16 protein-coding genes are annotated in these 18,536 nt (G+C 44.6%); 3 read left to right on the top strand and 13 right to left on the bottom strand.

Translation table 11 applies throughout. The annotated features are described in order from the left end of the window. Positions 1 to 14: 14 nt before the first annotated feature. Together DS891_RS18855 and DS891_RS18860 are read left to right on the top strand one after the other, a co-directional pair. Positions 15 to 1,577: a serine hydrolase gene (locus tag DS891_RS18855; RefSeq protein ID WP_174170606.1), complete on the top strand. Its 1,563-nt coding sequence runs from the start codon at positions 15 to 17 to the stop codon at positions 1,575 to 1,577. A 104-nt stretch (positions 1,578 to 1,681) separates the two neighbouring features. Next, positions 1,682 to 2,602 carry a histone deacetylase family protein gene (locus DS891_RS18860; RefSeq protein WP_174170607.1) on the top strand — a complete coding sequence of 307 codons (921 nt, stop codon included), beginning with the start codon at positions 1,682 to 1,684 and terminating at the stop codon, positions 2,600 to 2,602. Here DS891_RS18860 and DS891_RS18865 read toward each other — a convergent pair. Further along, a complete protein-coding gene (locus DS891_RS18865) occupies positions 2,599 to 2,898 on the bottom strand; it encodes a DUF4144 family protein (RefSeq protein ID WP_010607182.1) in 300 nt (99 codons plus the stop codon). The two genes, DS891_RS18860 and DS891_RS18865, sit on opposite strands and share 4 nt — an antisense overlap. A gap of 76 nt (positions 2,899 to 2,974) precedes the next feature. Between DS891_RS18865 and DS891_RS18870 the strand changes: the two genes are divergently transcribed. Next, a complete protein-coding gene (locus tag DS891_RS18870; RefSeq protein WP_174170608.1) occupies positions 2,975 to 5,491 on the top strand; it encodes an EAL domain-containing protein in 2,517 nt (838 codons plus the stop codon). Here DS891_RS18870 and DS891_RS18875 read toward each other — a convergent pair. The 12 genes from DS891_RS18875 to rsmD all read right to left on the bottom strand — a co-directional run bounded on the left by DS891_RS18875 (position 5,464) and on the right by rsmD (position 18,328). After that, positions 5,464 to 6,285 (bottom strand): DUF2797 domain-containing protein, encoded by an 822-nt coding sequence (locus DS891_RS18875; protein ID WP_174170609.1) that lies wholly within the window; start codon positions 6,283 to 6,285, stop codon positions 5,464 to 5,466. The genes DS891_RS18870 and DS891_RS18875 overlap by 28 nt on opposite strands. A gap of 114 nt (positions 6,286 to 6,399) precedes the next feature. Next, entirely contained in the window at positions 6,400 to 7,683 is a 1,284-nt protein-coding gene (gene purD, locus DS891_RS18880) for a phosphoribosylamine--glycine ligase (protein ID WP_010607185.1), read from the bottom strand. 15 nt (positions 7,684 to 7,698) lie between these two features. Then, complete coding sequence (locus tag DS891_RS18885; protein ID WP_102057551.1) at positions 7,699 to 8,535, bottom strand: class I SAM-dependent methyltransferase; 837 nt, start codon at positions 8,533 to 8,535, stop codon at positions 7,699 to 7,701. Positions 8,536 to 8,635: 100 nt separating this feature from the next. Next, positions 8,636 to 10,222, bottom strand: a complete 1,587-nt coding sequence (gene purH, locus DS891_RS18890) for a bifunctional phosphoribosylaminoimidazolecarboxamide formyltransferase/IMP cyclohydrolase (RefSeq protein WP_174170610.1) — start codon at positions 10,220 to 10,222, stop codon at positions 8,636 to 8,638. A gap of 211 nt (positions 10,223 to 10,433) precedes the next feature. Next, positions 10,434 to 10,724, bottom strand: coding sequence for a DNA-binding transcriptional regulator Fis (gene fis / locus DS891_RS18895; RefSeq protein WP_010374122.1), 291 nt, complete (start codon positions 10,722 to 10,724; stop codon positions 10,434 to 10,436). 45 nt (positions 10,725 to 10,769) lie between these two features. Then, entirely contained in the window at positions 10,770 to 11,735 is a 966-nt protein-coding gene (dusB, locus tag DS891_RS18900; protein ID WP_010374120.1) for a tRNA dihydrouridine synthase DusB, read from the bottom strand. 303 nt (positions 11,736 to 12,038) lie between these two features. Further along, the gene (prmA, locus tag DS891_RS18905; protein ID WP_010607189.1) at positions 12,039 to 12,911 is read right to left on the bottom strand and encodes a 50S ribosomal protein L11 methyltransferase; all 873 of its coding nucleotides are present in this window, start codon (positions 12,909 to 12,911) and stop codon (positions 12,039 to 12,041) included. 74 nt (positions 12,912 to 12,985) lie between these two features. Continuing rightward, positions 12,986 to 14,836 (bottom strand): RNA polymerase sigma factor RpoD, encoded by a 1,851-nt coding sequence (gene rpoD / locus DS891_RS18910; RefSeq protein WP_010607190.1) that lies wholly within the window; start codon positions 14,834 to 14,836, stop codon positions 12,986 to 12,988. A 121-nt stretch (positions 14,837 to 14,957) separates the two neighbouring features. Next, entirely contained in the window at positions 14,958 to 16,697 is a 1,740-nt protein-coding gene (gene dnaG / locus DS891_RS18915; RefSeq protein ID WP_174170611.1) for a DNA primase, read from the bottom strand. Positions 16,698 to 16,874: 177 nt separating this feature from the next. Continuing rightward, a complete protein-coding gene (locus DS891_RS18920) occupies positions 16,875 to 17,321 on the bottom strand; it encodes a GatB/YqeY domain-containing protein (protein WP_010374111.1) in 447 nt (148 codons plus the stop codon). Between the two features lie 20 nt (positions 17,322 to 17,341). Further along, complete coding sequence (rpsU, locus tag DS891_RS18925) at positions 17,342 to 17,557, bottom strand: 30S ribosomal protein S21 (protein WP_010362466.1); 216 nt, start codon at positions 17,555 to 17,557, stop codon at positions 17,342 to 17,344. A gap of 186 nt (positions 17,558 to 17,743) precedes the next feature. Then, positions 17,744 to 18,328, bottom strand: a complete 585-nt coding sequence (gene rsmD / locus DS891_RS18930; RefSeq protein WP_174170612.1) for a 16S rRNA (guanine(966)-N(2))-methyltransferase RsmD — start codon at positions 18,326 to 18,328, stop codon at positions 17,744 to 17,746. Positions 18,329 to 18,536: the final 208 nt, after the last annotated feature.

The following is an 18,536-nucleotide window of genomic DNA, read 5'->3' on the forward strand; positions in this document are numbered from 1 at the left end:
ACCAAGGAAAAATAATGAAAATAAAACAATGGCTATTAACCTCAGGCCTAGTTGCTGCGAGTTTTCTTAGTGCACAGGCAAGCGCGGCAGTAAACCAACAGGATGTTGAAACTGCGGTAAAAAGCGCAATGACAAAGTTTAATATTCCAGGTTTGGCAATTGGTATTGTAGAAGATGGTAAGGTTGTGATGACCAAGGGCTTCGGGGTGACGCATTTAAATAAGCCAACTAAGGTCAATGCGGATACCTTGTTTGGTATTGCATCCAACACCAAAGCTTTCACGGCAGCAGCGCTGGCGATGTTAATTGATCAAGGCAAACTGAGTTGGGATGACAAAGTCATTAAACATATTCCAGAATTTAAGCTTTACGATAGTTATGTTACTCAAGAGATGACTATCCGAGATTTATTAAGTCATCGAAGTGGATTGGGCCTTGGGGCAGGCGATCTTATGATCTGGCCTGATACTGATAAAACCATGCCAGAATTGCTAGCTGGTATTTCACATCTCAAACCTGATTCAAGTTTCCGTAGCCATTACGCTTATAACAATTTGATGTTTGTTGTTGCAGGAGAAGTCGTAAGCCGAGTCAGTGGCAAAGATTGGCGCGATTTTGTTGAGCAGGAAATGTTTACTAAGCTGGATATGGATGACTCAAAGGCTGGATTCTCTCGGATCCAGGCTAACAATCGTAATTGGGCGACTGGCCATATTCCGATGGATGGCAAACTTACGCCGTTCTTTGTTAATTACCTAGAAGATTTCCGTGGTGCTGGTGCCATTGCGTCTAACGTGGATGACATGACCAAGTGGTTACAAACTCAGCTTGAAGGTGGTCGCTTACCTTCTGGCGAGCAGCTATTTAGCCAAGAGCAACAAGTGCAAATGTGGCATCCACACATTACGCGTATTCCCGCAGCAAAAGCCGCAGAAGTATACCACCAACAGTTTAGAGGGTACGGCCTTGGCTGGGCGGTAGAAGACTACTTTGGTTATAAAAAGGTAGGTCACGGCGGTGGGATTTTAGGTATGGTGTCGCAAGTTGCGATGATCCCAGAGAAAAAACTGGGTGTGGTGGTCTTATCAAACCAACAAAAATACCCCGCACTTTCCGCGATTATCAATGAAGTGTTTGAAGATGCGCTTGGCCTAGAAGATAAAGACTGGGTGCAGATCATCGCCGATGATTACTTTAAGGCGCAGCAAGATAAATACGCTAAAGCTGGGATAATCGAAGTTGCAAAACCACAGCCTGCTTTACCATTAAACAACTACACGGGAACACTAAATAGCGCTTGGTATGGCGATGTGGTAGTGGAAAAGCTCGATAAGGAACTGCGCATTGATTTTACGCACACGAAGCGCCTAAAGGGGAAACTTGAGCACCTAACCGGTAACACCTTTGTGGTACGTTGGGATGAGCCATTACTTGAAGCAGATGCTTACATCAATTTTGTGATGGGTAAATCACAACGGGTTGAGTCTGCTGCGATGGAATTTGTTAATCCGGAAATAACCGACTTTAGTTTCGATTTCCATAACTTGGATTTAAAGGCGAAAGAAATCCAGCATTAAGATATACCAAAGTATCAAAGCCACAATTATGTGGCTTTGATATAGTGAAAGGATAGCTACTTAAATCAACCTCGTCGCAAACTAACATAGGATGTATATTCGTTATGCATACTGCAATTATTACTCATCCATATTGCCGCAAGCATAAAATGACCGAGGAACATCCTGAGTGTCCTGCGAGGTTAGATGCGATATCTGACAGGTTGCTAGCGTCTGGACTTGATATCGCCATTGAACACAAAACGGCGCTGAAAGCCGATACGTCACACTATGCATTGGTTCATGATCAAGCCATGATCAAAGAAGTAATGGATAAAATCCCTAATGAAGGGTTAACCGAGTTAGACGGCGATACTTGGCTTTGTCCTGATTCTATGAAAGCGATTGAACGCGCTGTTGGCGCAGGAATACTGGCGGTGGACGAAGTAGTTACTGGTAAACTTGATGCTGCATTTTGTTCTGTTAGACCTCCTGGGCACCACGCCAATCAAAGCACTTCATCGGGATTTTGTGTCTTTAATAATGTTGCCATTGCTGCCGCTTATGCCAAGACGAAGGGTGTAGAGCGGGTAGCTATATTGGACATCGATGTACATCATGGTAATGGCACACAAGATATTTTCAAAGACGATCATAGCGTGTTACTTTGCTCTTTGTTTCAACACCCTTTTTATCCAAATACCGCGATTGAGAATCATCAAACGCTAATCAATTCCCCGTTGAGTGCAGGAGCGGATGGCACAGACTTAAAAGCCTTGGTGGAGCAGCAATGGTTGCCTAAGCTGCGATCATTTAAACCTCAGCTCATTTTTATCAGTGCGGGGTTTGATGGTCATTTAGAAGATGATATGGGCGGACTCAAGTTTGTTGAACAAGATTATCAATGGTTTACTGAGCAAGTAGTCGAGTTTGCAAACTCATCGGACTGTTTGGGGATTATTTCCTACTTAGAAGGGGGCTATGATCTTTCTTCTTTAGGCCGCAGCGCCGTGACACATATCAAAGCGCTGGTTGAAGCCGGTTAGCTTAGACTTAATAAATCAAAAGCCTGCTGAGTATTGCTCAGTTGGATTTTGCTGACGCAACACTGGCCTTCGTCAACGAGATATTGTTGCACTAATTCGGTTAAATATTTCAAATCAATACACTGCACGGGCGCACCTTGTGCGTTGCTGCAGCAATCGTTTGGGTATACTAGAATTAACCGTTTGAGTGACGCATCATCGAGCAGATGCGTTGCATCCCTAAGTGCTTTTTCATCTTCGATAAACTCTATACTTTGGTCTAATACCAGCAATAAAGGGTAGGTTTTTATCGCCATAATTTGTTCTTGGTCAAGTTATCAAAAGTGTCGCCCAGTATACTTCAAATTGGAATAATATTGCGAGAGTGTGCTTATGGTTGGTGATTCACGTCAGTTACAGATCAAAGAAGTATTTACCAATAGCTTGTTATGTTGCGATGAGCAAACCAGTCTATATGATGCGGTTGCGCAAATGCGAGCGAGCAGAGTGAGCTCGATCTTTATTACCCGTGCCGATGACATTATTGGTATCTGGACTGAGTCGGATTGCGTTAAGCTCAACTTTAACGACCCTGATTTTGCTCAGGTGCCGATCCGGGAAGTGATGACTACACCGGTGCAAAAAATTCAAATTGATAAAACCTTGAGCGAGGCGACGGTCAAGTTCCACCAACTAGGGATCCGTCACTTACTCGTGGTGGACTCGGATAATCTGCCTTGTGGTGTGGTCTCTTTATCCGATATTGTGCGCAGCCAAGGGCTCGACCATTATTTACATTTTAGACCAATTGAGCAGCACTTTGACTCGAGCATTGTGATTTTAGACAGTGAAGACTGCGTCTCTGATGTTATCAATAATATGCGTGAGCTTAAGCTGACCGCTGTGCTGGTGTATAACCGTGAATTAAATGAGTATGGCATTATTACTCAGCGCGATATTGCGTATATTATTCTCAACCCTGATTGGCGCCAGCCTTGCTGGCAATTAGCCAGCTATCCGATGCTCTCCATGACGCCAAAAGACAGTCTATTCGATGCTTACCGGCTGATGACGGTAAACTCCATTCGCCATTTGGTGGTGACTTCCCCAGACTCGCAACAAGTGATAGGGCTATTAGCGCTTAAAAATGTTTTGACTGAAATTGAAACTGCGTATTGTAGCGAGCTGGAAAAAGTCCTAGTACAACGTGATATTGCACTGCAAAAATCGGAGAAGAATCTTTATTTAGCTAACCGCATCATTGATGCTTCTCTCGATGGTATTATGATCACCAAAAGTTCAGGTGAAATAATCCAGATCAACCCAGCGTTTAGTGCGCTTACCGGCTACAAAGATTACGAAGTACTAGGGAAAAACCCAAGCATATTGAGCTCTGGGCTACATGATGAATGCTATTATCAGAGCATGTGGCAAACGCTCAGAGAAACAGGTGTGTGGCAGGGCGAGATCTGCAATCGTAAAAAGAGCGGTGAGATTTATGTTGAATGGCTCACGATTATTGAGATCAGAGAGCCGTACAGTGATGACATGCTTTACGCGGCCATTTTTAGTGACATTACGGAGCGTAAAAATGCTGAAGAAAAAATTGCTCGCTTAGCCTATTTTGATGAATTGACTGGGCTGCCTAATCGCCGCTTATTTTACGACAGACTCTCTATGGCATTGGCATCAGCGCACCGCTACAAGCAAAAACTCAGTGTGATGTTTATAGATTTAGACCGCTTTAAGGAAGTGAATGACTCTCTTGGCCACAGCGCCGGAGATGAATTATTGGTTCAGGTTAGCGAGCGGATAAAGTCTATTCTAAACGAAGGTGACACGTTAGCGCGACTTGGGGGCGACGAATTTGTTGTGCTACTGAGCGAAGTGAATGGCATGTCGGAGGTTATTGAGTTTGCCGACCAAATGTTGATGGCATTGTCGAGTCCATTTCAACTTGGTGATATGCAGGTGGCTGCGACGGCCTCGATGGGGGCTGCTATTTATCCTGAGGATGGTCATGACACGGAAACATTGCTTAAACACGCCGATGTTGCTATGTATCGCTCCAAAGAAGTAGGGCGCAACTCCTTTCAGTTATTCGAAGCTTCGATGAATGCACGCTCATTTGAACGTTTATCCATGCTAAGCCGTTTTCAGAATGCCTTAGAAAATGATGAGTTTGAACTGCATTTTCAACCCTTGCAGTGCTTAACCAGCAGTCGCATTTCCAGTGTTGAGTGTTTGCTGCGATGGCGCGACCCAAATCTTGGGATGATCTCACCGGCTCAATTTATTCCACTTGCAGAGGAACTTGGACTTATTATTCGCTTAGATCAGTGGGTAATAGATAAAGCCTGTCAGCACTTGGCTAAATGGCAACGCGCAGGTGTTGAGATTAGGCGCATGGCGATTAACATCTCGGCGTCTCATGTCACTCAAGGCGACCTTTATCAGTGTGTCGCGCAGGCATTAAAAAAGCATAACGTCGACGGTAAGTATCTTGAGCTTGAGCTTACCGAAAATAGCTTTATCGGTAATCTGCTTGAGGCTAAGTACACCTTGAAAAAACTCAAGGAGCTGGGTGTAAAACTGGCGATTGATGACTTTGGTACAGGGTATTCTGCGCTGAGTTACTTGGCTAAACTGCCCATCGATATCCTAAAAATAGATGCTAGTTTTATTGCTAAAGTGCCCGATGAATATGGCAACAGCGAAATTGTTTCGGCAATTGTGGCGATGGCTAAGGCGCTAAACCTGCAAGTTGTAGCTGAGGGCGTAGAAAAGCCTGTACAGAAACGTTACCTGCGCAAGCTAGGTTGTCATACAATCCAAGGTTACGTCTTCTGTAAGCCACTTACAGAAGACGATTGGCATGCATTTTATTCGTCAGAGAAGGTGATTTCGTAAGAAGTAAACTTACGGATATTGATCACGCCATTATCAAAAATAAGGTATTGGCCTTTGATCCCTTCAAGCACGCCTGATACTACAGGGTCTTTATCAAAGTTAAACGAGCTGATTTTACTCGGGTGCTGCTCTACAGGGAAAGTGAGATCAACCACTTCCTCGTCCAGCACTTCAATGGCGGTTGCACCAAAGAGTTCAGCAAGTTCGTCGAGCTTTGCTTGGATCTCGGGAATAAGCTTAGCAGCTTCTGCTTTGAGGTCTATTTCAGGATTGATGCCTTTGAGCATATTGCGCCAGTTAGTCTTATCGGCAATAAACTGAGCCAGCGCCACTTCCACTAATCCTGACTGGTGACGGGTCTGCACCTTAAAAATCGGCAATGCTTGCGTTGCGCCTTGATCTACCCAACGCGTTGGGATCTGCGTATGACGGGTGATCCCAACTTTAAGGCCTGAGGTATTGGCCAAATACACATAGTGCGGGATCATACAGTTCTGTTCGCCCCATTGGGGTTCACGACAGGTACCTTGATCATAGTGACAGGTCTCTGGCTTCATAATACACATGTCGCAGCTGGCGAGCTTTCTCATACACACGAAGCAGTGCCCCTGCGAATAGCTTTTTTTGGTTTTTTTACCACAGCTACTGCAAAATATATTGCCGGTGAAGGTAAGGGTGACGGATTTACCAAAGTAGTCATTGAGTGATACTAAGTTATCACCCACGGGTAATTGATATTGAATAGGTTCAACAAGCGCTGACTTTAACTTGCTGAGCGTACCTTGTACTTGCATCTTTGCCCCTAAAAATGCTCATAAAAGGGTAGGATACCATTACAAACTAAGAAACGCAGTGTGTAAAAATGAAAAAGGCCAGCATCGAGCTGGCCTTACAAAACTGAACGCGAATTAGCTTTCGCGTGCGATTGCGCGATATGCGATATCTGTGCGGTACTCTACGCCATCCCAGTGAATGTCTTTCACTAGAGAGTAGGCGCGTTTTTGCGCTTCAGTTACCGTGTGGCCAAGGGCCGTTGCACATAATACTCGACCACCAGCGGTGACTACATGCTCGCCATCTTGCTTAGTACCGGCATGGAACACTTTTTCACCTTCAGGATAGTTCACCTGAAGACCTGAGATAGCGTCACCCTTAGGGTAGCTCCCTGGGTAGCCACTAGCTGCAAGCACAACACCAACGGCAGCTCGTGGATCGAATTCAATCGATGTTTGATCAAGCTCTTCACGGTTTGCCGCTTCAATCAGCTCAACTAAATCAGATTGTAGGCGTAACATGATAGGTTGTGTTTCTGGGTCGCCAAAGCGGCAGTTATACTCGATAACTTTTGGTGTGCCATCCGCTGTGATCATCAAACCAGCGTATAGGAAACCTGTATAAGGGTGACCTTCTTTCGCCATACCTTCAACCGTTGGATTGATCACTTCAGCCATGATGCGTTCATGAATATCTGGCGTGACTACAGGAGCTGGAGAGTATGCACCCATACCACCTGTGTTTGGGCCTTTATCACCATCGTATGCACGTTTGTGATCTTGGCTGGTGGCAAAAGGAAGTACATTTTTGCCGTCAACCATGACGATGAAAGAGGCTTCTTCACCTTCTAAAAACTCTTCAATAACCACACGACTGCCCGCTTCGCCAAAAGCGTTACCCGCAAGCATATCGCGGATTGCTTCTTCCGCTTCCGCTTCGGTCATTGCCACAATGACCCCTTTACCAGCAGCAAGCCCATCAGCCTTAACGACGATAGGTGCCCCTTGTGCTTTCAAGTAGGCAAGCGCAGGCTCAATCTCTTCAAACGTTTGATAAGCCGCTGTTGGAATATCATGACGTGCTAAAAAGTCTTTAGTAAACGACTTCGAACCTTCCAACTGCGCTGCCGCTTGAGTAGGTCCAAAAATAGCTAAGCCTTCTTCACGGAAACGGTCAACTACACCGATAACCAGTGGCGCTTCAGGGCCAACAATGGTTAATTGCACATTGTTTTCTTTAGCAAAGACGACCAAGGCATCGATATCTTCAACGCCGATAGCTACGTTTTCGAGTTTAGGCTCAAGCGCAGTACCTGCGTTACCAGGTGCTACAAAAACCGTTTTTACAGATGGGTTTTGTGCGGCTTTGAACGCAAGCGCATGCTCACGTCCACCGCTGCCAATGACTAGTACATTCATGGCGAAATTTTCCTATTAAAGCTTTTTGAATTTTAAGGTCATGCGGTCGCTTTCCCCAATCGCTTTATATTGCGCTGCTTTTTCATCACCTAGCGCTAAGCGAGGTGGCAGAGTCCAGACGCCTTTTGGGTGATTGGCGCTGTCTAGTGGGTTGGCGTTAATGTCGCTGCTTGCAACTAATTCAAACCCAGCTTGCTTGGCGATATCAACAACATAACTTTGCTTCATATAACCTGACGACTTTTGATCATCAAGTTGACGGTGCTCAGGTAGGCGGTGTTCAACCACACCTAAAATGCCACCAGGTTTCAGTGCCTTATTAAACGCGTTGAACGCGCTAAGTACACCTTCATCCCCTTTACCCATGTACCAGTTATGTACGTTACGGAAGGTAAGTACCACGTCTGCACTGCCTTGTGGCGCAATATTACTGTGCGTCACTGGTGCAAATTCCGTGATCTTTACTTCACTATAGTCTGGGTTGGTTGCTACTTTTTCTTTGTAGCCTTTTAATGAGCGTTGATAGTAGCCAACATCTGAATCAGCAGGGAAGTGCGCTGCATAATAGGTGCCTTGACCTTTAACCAGCGGCGCTAAAATCTCACTATACCAACCACCACCAGGTGCAATTTCTACCACGGTCATTGATGGCTCAATGCCAAAAAAAGCAAGCGTTTCACTTGGGTGGCGATATTGGTCTCGGGCTCTATTGCTCTCAGCTCGATTGTCGCTAGCAACGGCTTTTGCAATCGCGCTTGGTACTGCTTGGCTGGAGTTAGATTCTGTCGCGTTACAGCCCACTAAAGTGGTAAATACTGCAGCAGCGATAAGAGATTTCATACCTAGATTCATCGTTAGCTTCCTTCATTCTGTTATGATTATGCTGTAGCCAGAATACTGGAAATTAGCTGAAACAAAAAGCGCGAAACTCATAAGTTTCGCGCTTTATTGATTAATGGCGGAAGTGGCGCATGCCGGTAAACACCATTGCCATTCCCGCTTCATCAGCGGCGGCAATCACCTCTTCATCACGCATTGAACCACCCGGCTGAATTACCGCAGTGATACCCGCAGCCGCAGCGGCGTCAATGCCATCACGGAATGGGAAGAACGCATCAGAAGCCATCACAGAACCCGGAACTTCTAGGTTTTCGTCTGCGGCTTTGATCCCTGCGATTTTTGCAGAGTATACGCGGCTCATTTGGCCTGCGCCCACACCAATAGTCATGCCATCACGGGCGTAAACAATCGCGTTGGACTTAACAAATTTAGCGACTTTCCAGCAGAACAGTAGATCTTTTAGTTCTTGCTCTGTAGGTTGACGTTTTGAAACCACCTTAAGGTCGTCCAAACCAACCATACCTTGGTCACGATCTTGTACTAAGATACCGCCATTAACACGCTTAATATCAGTACCTGTGGTTTTGTTTGACCACTGACCACATTCTAGTAAACGTACATTTTGCTTTGCAGCAACGATTTGTGCGGCTTCTTCTGATACGCTAGGTGCGATGATAACTTCAACAAACTGACGCGCTACGATGGCTTCCGCCGTGTCGCCGTCTAGCTCTCGGTTAAAGGCGATGATACCACCGAAGGCAGAAGTTGGGTCGGTCTTAAACGCGCGGTCATAGGCGGCAAGAATGTTTTCATCTACCGCAACACCACAAGGGTTTGCGTGTTTTACGATAACACAAGCCGGCTTATCAAACTCTTTAACACACTCAAGTGCGGCATCGGTATCAGCGATATTGTTATAAGACAGCGCTTTACCTTGAAGTTGTTTAGCCGTCGCGACGGATGCTTCTTCAATGTTGTTTTCAACATAGAAAGCAGCGTCTTGATGCGAGTTTTCACCGTAGCGCATATCTTGCTTCTTAGTGAATTGCATATTGATAGTGCGAGGGAATTTGGTTTCCTCTGCTGCTTCTTCCGTATAATCCGGAACCATTTTACCGAAGTAGTTGGCAATCATGCCGTCATACTGTGCGGTATGCTCGTAGGCCGCAATAGCAAGGTCGAAACGTGTCTTGTATGTTGTAGAGCCAGAGTTCGCCTTCATTTCTTCAATGACGCGGCTGTAGTCACTCGCATTTACAACAATGGTCACGTCTTTGTGGTTCTTAGCCGCAGCACGAACCATAGTTGGACCACCAATATCGATATTTTCGATTGCATCTTCTAGGCTACAGTCAGCTTTCGCAACAGTTTGTGCGAAGGGGTATAAGTTGACTACTACCATATCGATTGCTGAAATATTGTTTTCAGTCATGACGTCTTCGTCTTGACCGCGACGTCCTAAGATACCGCCGTGCACTTTTGGGTGAAGCGTTTTAACGCGACCATCCATGATTTCTGGGTGGCCAGTGTAATCAGATACTTCTGTTACTTTAATGCCGTTGTCTGCAAGTAGTTTGCAAGTACCGCCAGTTGATAAAATTTCTACGCCTTGAGCTGCAAGTGCTGTGGCGAATTCAACGATACCGGTTTTATCTGACACGCTTAGTAGGGCGCGACGAATTGGACGATGTATATCCATGATGGTTCAGGTTTCCTCAATGATTAGTTAAGGGCTAGCTTAGAGAGCCGGTATTTTAGCGCATTATTGTTAAGATGACGATGTTAAAAGGCGAGATAAACATGAGAAAAGTGCGATATGAAAAGGATAAATGTCCGCTAGCTGCTGAATTTTAAACAATAAAAAAGCACCCGAAGGTGCTTTTTTATCAACTAAATTTTACCAGCAGTGCTTAGTTCATGCCGTATTTTTTTAGCTTCTTGCGAAGTGTGCCACGGTTGATACCTAAAAGGATCGCTGCACGAGTCTGGTTACCACGAGTATAAGTCATAACCTCTTCAAGTAGAGGCGCTTCAAGCTCAGAAAGAACTAACTCATAAACGTCTTGTACGTCTTGACCATTAAGCTGCTTTAGGTAGTGATGTACAGCTTTTTTAACTGCATCGCGCAAAGGTTGCGGTTTCTCTTGTGACTGAACATGAGCGTTAGTAATAAATGGAGAAGTCACATTTTGTTCGAACATCGTTATGTCTCTTTCTTAGTTAGCCTGAAGGATGAATAAATTCATTCACCCTAATGTTTCAAAATAGTCTTCTAATGCCTCGATTTGCGCTTCTGGCGTCTCCAAGGCATTGAATACTCGCCTAAATTGACCTTCTTGGTCATGGGCCTGCAAATACCAAGATACATGCTTGCGTGCGATGCGCGCTCCCATTGGCTCACCATAGAATTGATGAAGATTTACTAAGTGCTCCATCAATATTGCTCGAACCTCTGCTATTTCAGGTTCTGGCAAATGTTCACCGGTTTGCAAATAGTGGTCTATTTCTCGGAAAATCCAAGGACGACCTTGGGCGGCTCGACCAATCATAATGGCATCTGCGCCCGTGTATTCCAGCACCTGCTTCGCTTTTTCAGGAGACGTAATGTCACCATTTGCTACTACAGGAATAGATACTGAACGTTTAATTTCTCTGATCGTGGCGTATTCAGCTTCGCCCTTATACATACATGCTCTTGTACGGCCATGCACGGCTAGCGAAGCAATGCCTCGACGTTCAGCTATGCGAGCAATCTCAACACCGTTACGATTGTCTGTGTCCCATCCTGTACGGATTTTTAACGACACAGGTACGTCAACGGCAGCAACCACAGCGGTGACGATTTCGTCAACCAACTCTGGATATTGCAACAATGCTGAGCCTGCAAGCTTCTTGTTCACTTTCTTAGCGGGGCAGCCCATATTGATATCTATGATCTGCGCACCGTTTGCGACATTAAATTGTGCTGCTTGCGCCATCAACTCAGGATCTGCTCCTGCGATTTGTACCGAGCGAATGCCCGATTCACCGCTGTGATCCATGCGATTTTGCGACTTATCGGTTTTCCACACTTTTGGATTTGAAGACAACATTTCTGATACCGCAAGCCCAGCACCTAGACGTCGACACAGTTGTCGAAACGGTCTGTCGGTGATCCCAGCCATTGGTGCTACGATAAGATTGTTTTCAAGTTGGTATGGACCAATACGCACTACAGTTTAATCCGCCTTACCTCAAGGGGCGCTAAGTTTACGGTTTTTTTCGCAAAAATCAAAGGTTATAAATTGAACATAATTGCTTTTTTTTTGAACTTTATGGGTTGACATTTGATAACAACCTGAGAGCCCAGATAATTTGCACGAAATTTATGCAAAAACAATTTTAAAGGTACAATTTGAGCCGAAAATTTAAGCTGTGAAAAATGCGTAAAGCCTGTTAATTACAGGCTTTACCAGTTAAAACTTACTAACTTTCATTGACTCGCTGATACTTTTGTCAGCGTTACGTTAGCAGCCTTATTTTTTCACACCGCTGACGCGCGTCCATTCACCCTGTTGAGCAATGTTGTCTAGCTTTAAAAATGGCGCATAAACATCCGCAACAGATTGCGCTTGCTCTTCTAAAATACCAGACATGGCGATGGCACCTTTGTCGCCCAAGAAGCCGAGAATGATTTCGTGTAGCTCTCTCAGCGGCTGTGCAAGAATATTAGCAACGACGATATCAGCACTGAATTGCGGCTGATTTTCAGGTAAATACACTTCTAGTTTATCTGCAACGCCATTGCGCTCGGCATTATCGCGGCTTGCGATAAGCGCTTGTGGATCGATATCAATACCAATCACACGCTCAGCGCCTAATTTGATTGCTGCGATGCCTAAAATCCCAGAGCCACAGCCAAAATCAACGACCGTTTTGCCGCTGAGGTCTTGTTGTTCTAGCCATTGCAGGCAAAGTGCGGTTGTGGCATGGGTACCAGTGCCAAATGCAAGACCAGGATCCAGTAGCACATTGACGGCATTGGGATCTGGCACATCACGCCAGCTTGGGCAAATCCATAATCTCTCGCCAAACTTAATTGGGTGGAAATTATCCATCCACTCGCGTTCCCAGTCTTTGTCTTCTAGCTGTTCAAGCTTGTAGTTTAACGGCTTGTCATATTGTGACTGGACAAAGTCAACGACTGCTTGCATATCATGATTCGCTTCAAATAAACCGATCACCGTTGTCTCAGGCCATAAGATGACTTCGCCAGGTTTTGGTTCGTAAACGGGATTGTTTTTACTATCCATGAATGTGACAGACGGACAACCGACATCCATAAGCATATCGCTTAACGCATCGGCATCGGCTTTATCTGAATAAATTCGGATTTGGATCCAAGCCATGTGTGTATACCTATTTAATCCAATTACTATAAAAAAGGCCGCTGAATAGCGGCCTTAATCTTATTTGCTACTTTTTAGCCCTTAACGTCTAAAAAGCTCTTTAATAGATCTGAGCGAGAAGGGTGGCGCAGCTTACGTAGTGCTTTAGCTTCAATCTGGCGAATACGCTCACGTGTAACATCAAACTGTTTACCCACTTCTTCTAACGTGTGGTCTGTATTCATATCGATACCAAAACGCATACGTAGTACTTTAGCTTCACGAGCTGTAAGACCTGCGAGTACTTCGTTGGTCGCGCCACGAAGACTTTCCATCGTTGCTGAATCAATCGGCGACTCGATAGTTGTGTCTTCGATAAAGTCACCAAGATGTGAATCTTCATCATCACCAATTGGCGTCTCCATTGAGATTGGCTCTTTGGCGATCTTTAACACTTTGCGGATCTTGTCTTCAGGCATCATCATACGTTCTGCCAATTCTTCAGGACTTGGCTCTCGGCCCATTTCCTGTAGCATTTGACGAGAGATACGATTCAGTTTGTTGATTGTTTCAATCATATGCACTGGAATACGGATAGTTCTTGCCTGGTCCGCAATTGAGCGAGTAATCGCCTGACGGATCCACCACGTTGCGTATGTTGAAAACTTGTAACCACGACGGTATTCAAATTTATCAACCGCTTTCATCAGACCGATGTTACCTTCTTGGATTAGATCCAAGAACTGCAGACCACGGTTGGTATACTTTTTAGCGATTGAAATTACAAGACGTAAGTTCGCTTCAACCATTTCTTTCTTCGCACGGCGAGCTTTTGCTTCACCAATACTCATGCGACGGTTGATGTCTTTAATACGCTCAATGCTAAGACCAGTGCTATCTTCAAACGCTTTAAGCTTGTTAACACAACGCTCGATTTCAGGTTTTACTTCAGCAAGTTTTGCTGAGTGTTTTTCACCTGATGCAATTTCAGCATCGATCCATGCGGTATCGGTTTCGTTATTAGCAAAGTGCTTAACGAAAACCTTTTTTGGTACCTTGGCAATTTGAACTGCTTGTTTCATGATGATGCGTTCTTGAACACGCACTTTATCCATCATGTCGCGCATGTTATTTACCATGCGGTCAAATTGCTTAGGAACTAACTTGAAAGTACGGAAGTGATCGCCGATTTCCTGAATTGCAGCTTTCGCATCTGGGTGCGAGCGACCTTTACTTTCAAAAATTTCTCGCGCGGCATTGTACAGCGTACGAAGATGTTCAAAATGCTCGCGAGCTTCTTCAGGATCTGGGCCAGAATCGCCTTCTTCTGAGTCGTCATCGTCATCATCTTCATCATCATCTTCGTCATCCAAGTCTTCATCACTTAGCTCAGAACCGATGTGTGTTGCTGAAATTGGCGCTTCGTTTTCCTCGACAGCATTAGGATCAAAGAAACCAGAAACAATGTCGCTTAGGCGCATTTCTTCCGCTTCGTACTTGTCCCATTGTTCTAGAAGATAAGTAATGGCTTCAGGGTATTCTGCAACAGAAATCTGTACTTGGTTGATCCCTTCTTCGATACGCTTAGCGATTTGGATTTCGCCTTCACGAGTTAGAAGTTCAACCGTACCCATTTCACGCATGTACATACGAACAGGGTCAGTTGTGCGGCCAATTTCTTTTTCTACTGTTGCTAAAGCCGCAGCTGCTGCTTCCGCAGCATCCTCATCTGTTGTTGTTTCTTGCATCATCAACTCGTCAGCATCAGGCGCATTTTCAGAGACCTGAATACCCATATCGTTGATCATGCTGATGATATCTTCTACCTGATCTGAGTCTATGATGTCTTGTGGAAGATGATCGTTAACTTCTGCAAAAGTTAAATAACCTTGCTCTTTACCTTTCTGAATCAGAAGTTTGAGTTGTGACTGAGGAGATTGATCCATAGAGAAATTTGCTTCCACTCTGAAAAGTTGATACAACAGGCGCCAGCTATTTAACAGCTAAATTTTGATGACGCAGTGAATAGACCATTATAGCACCGAAAATTGCTATTGACTAGAACTTCTACTGTTTAAGCGCTTGGGTAAGGAGTGCGCATTCTAGCCGCTCATCATTTGTTAGGCCTTCGGTTTTCTCCTTTATTAATAGGGTCTCTAGGCGATAATTTAAACACTGATCTTCAATAAATTGAAAAGTATTTTTAAATTCGTCTTCTAGCCTATCTTCAGCAACGCCATGTTGCCACACCGCAAGCTTTTTCAAGGCATCGAATTCAGCTTGGTCGCGATAATGTTCAAGTAACTGCGCTGTGTTTATTTGCGGGTTATCGTGACATAACATTTGTAAGCTCAGTAGCAGCTGAATACCTGGGATCGCCATTTCACCGAGTTCAGGCATATACTCAACCGTTTGCGCAAGCTGTGGATGTTGGAGCAGTAAGCCAATCGCTCGACGCATCGGCGTGACTTTAAATTGGCGTTCAATTTTATTCTGCTGTTTGTTACTTGCCAATTTAGCACTAAGTTGCTCACGAGTACGACCAATTAACCTGGCTAAGGTCGTTAATAAACTCTCTTGGTAGTAGTCACTGGGTATTTTGCTGATCAGTGGAATGGCATCGGTAAGCAGCTTGGATTTGCCTGCATCATTTGTAAGGTCGCATTGCTCACGTAATTTGGTAAACAATACTTGCGTATAATCGGTTGCTGTTTCTAGCCGTGCTTCAAATGCATCTTTGCCTTCTTGCTGTACCAATGAGTCTGGATCTTCACCATCAGGTAAAAAGACAAACTGTAGAGACTTACCGTCTTTTAAGTTAGGTAAAGCATGGTCAAGTGCACGCCAAGCCGCATCGCGGCCAGCTCTGTCACCGTCATAGCAGCATACCACTCTGTCGGTATTTCGAAACAAAGTTTGCATATGTTCAGCTGTGGTTGCAGTGCCTAACGCGGCAACAGCGTAATCAATGCCTTTTTCTGCAAGGGCAACGACGTCCATATAGCCTTCCACAATCAACACTTTATCTAATTGCTTATGGGCTTGTTTAGCTTCATAAAAACCATAAAGTTCGAAACTTTTATGGAAAATGCGTGTTTCAGGCGAGTTTAGATATTTAGGGCCTTGATCTGCACCCATTATCCTTCCGCCAAATGCGATGACACGACCACGTTTATCACGAATAGGGAACATCAAGCGATCGCGGAAGAAGTCAAATTGGCGGCCAGCTGACTTTTCTGATGCTAACTTTAAATCAAGTAGCTGTTGTTTGTGCTCAGGCTTGCGGGCTATTTGATTACACAATGACTCCCACTCAGGTGGTGCATAACCAATCATAAACTTTTGTACAGTTTCGCCACTCAGGCCGCGGCCTTTTACGTAGTCAATTACTTGAGTGGCATTGCTATGGTGTTTTAACTGATGCTGGTAAAACTTAGCGGCTTGGAGCATTAAGTCATAGTCAGACTTTTTTTCTTCCATTGAACGCTGCGGCCCTTGCGGGGCGTTTTCGCGTGGTACTTCTAAGTTTAATAGGGCGGCTAATTCTTCAATAGCATCGACAAACTCAAGCTTGTCGTATTCCATTAAAAAGGAAATTGCGTTGCCATTAGCACCACAGCCGAAGCAATGATAAAACTGTTTATCACGTGACACGGTAAATGAAGGCGTTTTTTCATTGTGAAATGGACAGCAGGCTTGATAGTCTTTTCCTGCTTTTTTTAATCCCACACGACCGTCTATGAGCTCGACAATGTCCGCTCTTGCGAGCAAGTCATCAATAAACTGTCTAGGGATTTTGCCTTTCATTTAAGTTCCGAAGTTGTACTAGTGAGTGAGCGCATTATATCAAGGAGCAACGAGAAAAAATCAACTTAATTCAAGTGAGATATTTTATCAGCGCTGCATTGATACGAATGACGCCTAAAACGAAGAAACCGAGCACTAGGCTCGGTTCACTTATCAATCATACAATTGTATGCGGGCTTAAGCGGTAAGTCTTTGCTTAATTAAACCAGAGACTTTACCCATATCAGCACGACCTTCAGCTTCTGCTTTAATCGCACCCATTACTTTGCCCATGTCTTGCATGCCTGACGCACCAGTTTGTGCAATCACGGCATCAATTAGCTCGACAATTTCATCTTCGCTAAGTGGCTTAGGAAGGAATGTCTCAAGTACGCTAATTTCGTTAGCTTCGATATCAGCTAAGTCTTCACGCCCTGCATCTTTATACTGGGTATAAGAATCGCGACGCTGCTTAACCAACTTAACTAAAACCGCAGTAATGCCTGCGTCGTCTAGTGTAGTTTGGTTGTCGATTTCTCGCTGTTTAATTTCAGCAAGTACCGCACGAATCGCGCCAAGACGAAGTTTCTCTTTGGCTTTCATCGCTTCTTTTTGCGCGTCTTTTAGCGTAACTAATAAGCTCATTGATACAAGACCAATACTGATTAGTATAATTTAACGCGACGTGCGTTTTCGCGAGAAAGCTTCTTCATGTGACGCTTAACCGCTGCAGCTTTTTTGCGCTTACGCTCAGCAGTTGGCTTCTCGTAGTGCTCGCGACGACGAACTTCAGAAAGGATACCTGCTTTTTCACATGAACGTTTGAAACGACGTAGTGCAACGTCAAACGGCTCGTTTTCTCTTACTTTAATTACTGGCATTAAAAATTCACCTACCTAATTAATGAGCTTAGCTCTATCTGGCTAAAAACTAGCCAATTGGTTCAAAAATGGTGCGGTATTGTAATCTGAAGCAAGACCGCATGTAAAGCCTAAATTATAGCTAAAAACACCAGCCCTGTCATGTCATACGCTAGCGGCTGTTTTTTCATTCTTTATGAGGGAATTTCAGCGCTGATACAGGCGGCAGATCACTTGTCCTGCATGCTTTTCTTTAATCACTTGCCAATTTTCTGGTGTTTCAGGCTGTGCCTCTTGTTCAAATTCAACATAGATGAGTGCTTCTTCGCTGAGCCAAGATTGTGACTCAAGTAAGGCACAACAAGGAGTCACAAGCTCTTTGCGAAAGGGTGGGTCAATAAAAACCAAGTCATATTGCTGTTGCTTAAGATTATTTGCCAGCATGGTTAACGCGTCGGTATTAATGATTTCAACGTTATCCAGTTTGAGTAAAGTTGCATTATTGCTAAGCTGCGTCGCCGCGGTTTTATCCAGTTCGATAAAAGTTCCGCTTGCTGCGAAGCGTGAAATAGCCTCAAATCCTAGACTGCCAGCACCAGCAAAGCAATCGAGTACTTTTGCGTCTCTTACGTCCTGCATGAGCCAATTAAAAACGGTTTCTTTCATTCTATCTGTTGTTGGTCTTAATCCCGCAACATCATGAACTGGTAATTTGCGACCTTTATGCTTACCACTGATCAGGCGGATGAAACCAGACTGTTTGGTATTTGACTTAGGCTTAGATTTTCTCATAGCGACGTAATTTGCTTCTTTATTAAAGGTTCTTGGTGTCAGGATTTTTCATCCTTACGGAACATGGTACACTTGCACGCAATTTTGTCTAAGCACTAAGGTTGCCATCCTCGGCTTGCCTTTCGAGCCCAAAATTAAGTGTGATATCAATCCAAGTAAAAGCAATAAGCTGATGCGGATTGGCGTTTTCGAGTATGGTAGCAAGATC

It is taken from the genome of Pseudoalteromonas sp. JC28 (assembly GCF_013319255.1).
GTDB lineage: Bacteria > Pseudomonadota > Gammaproteobacteria > Enterobacterales > Alteromonadaceae > Pseudoalteromonas.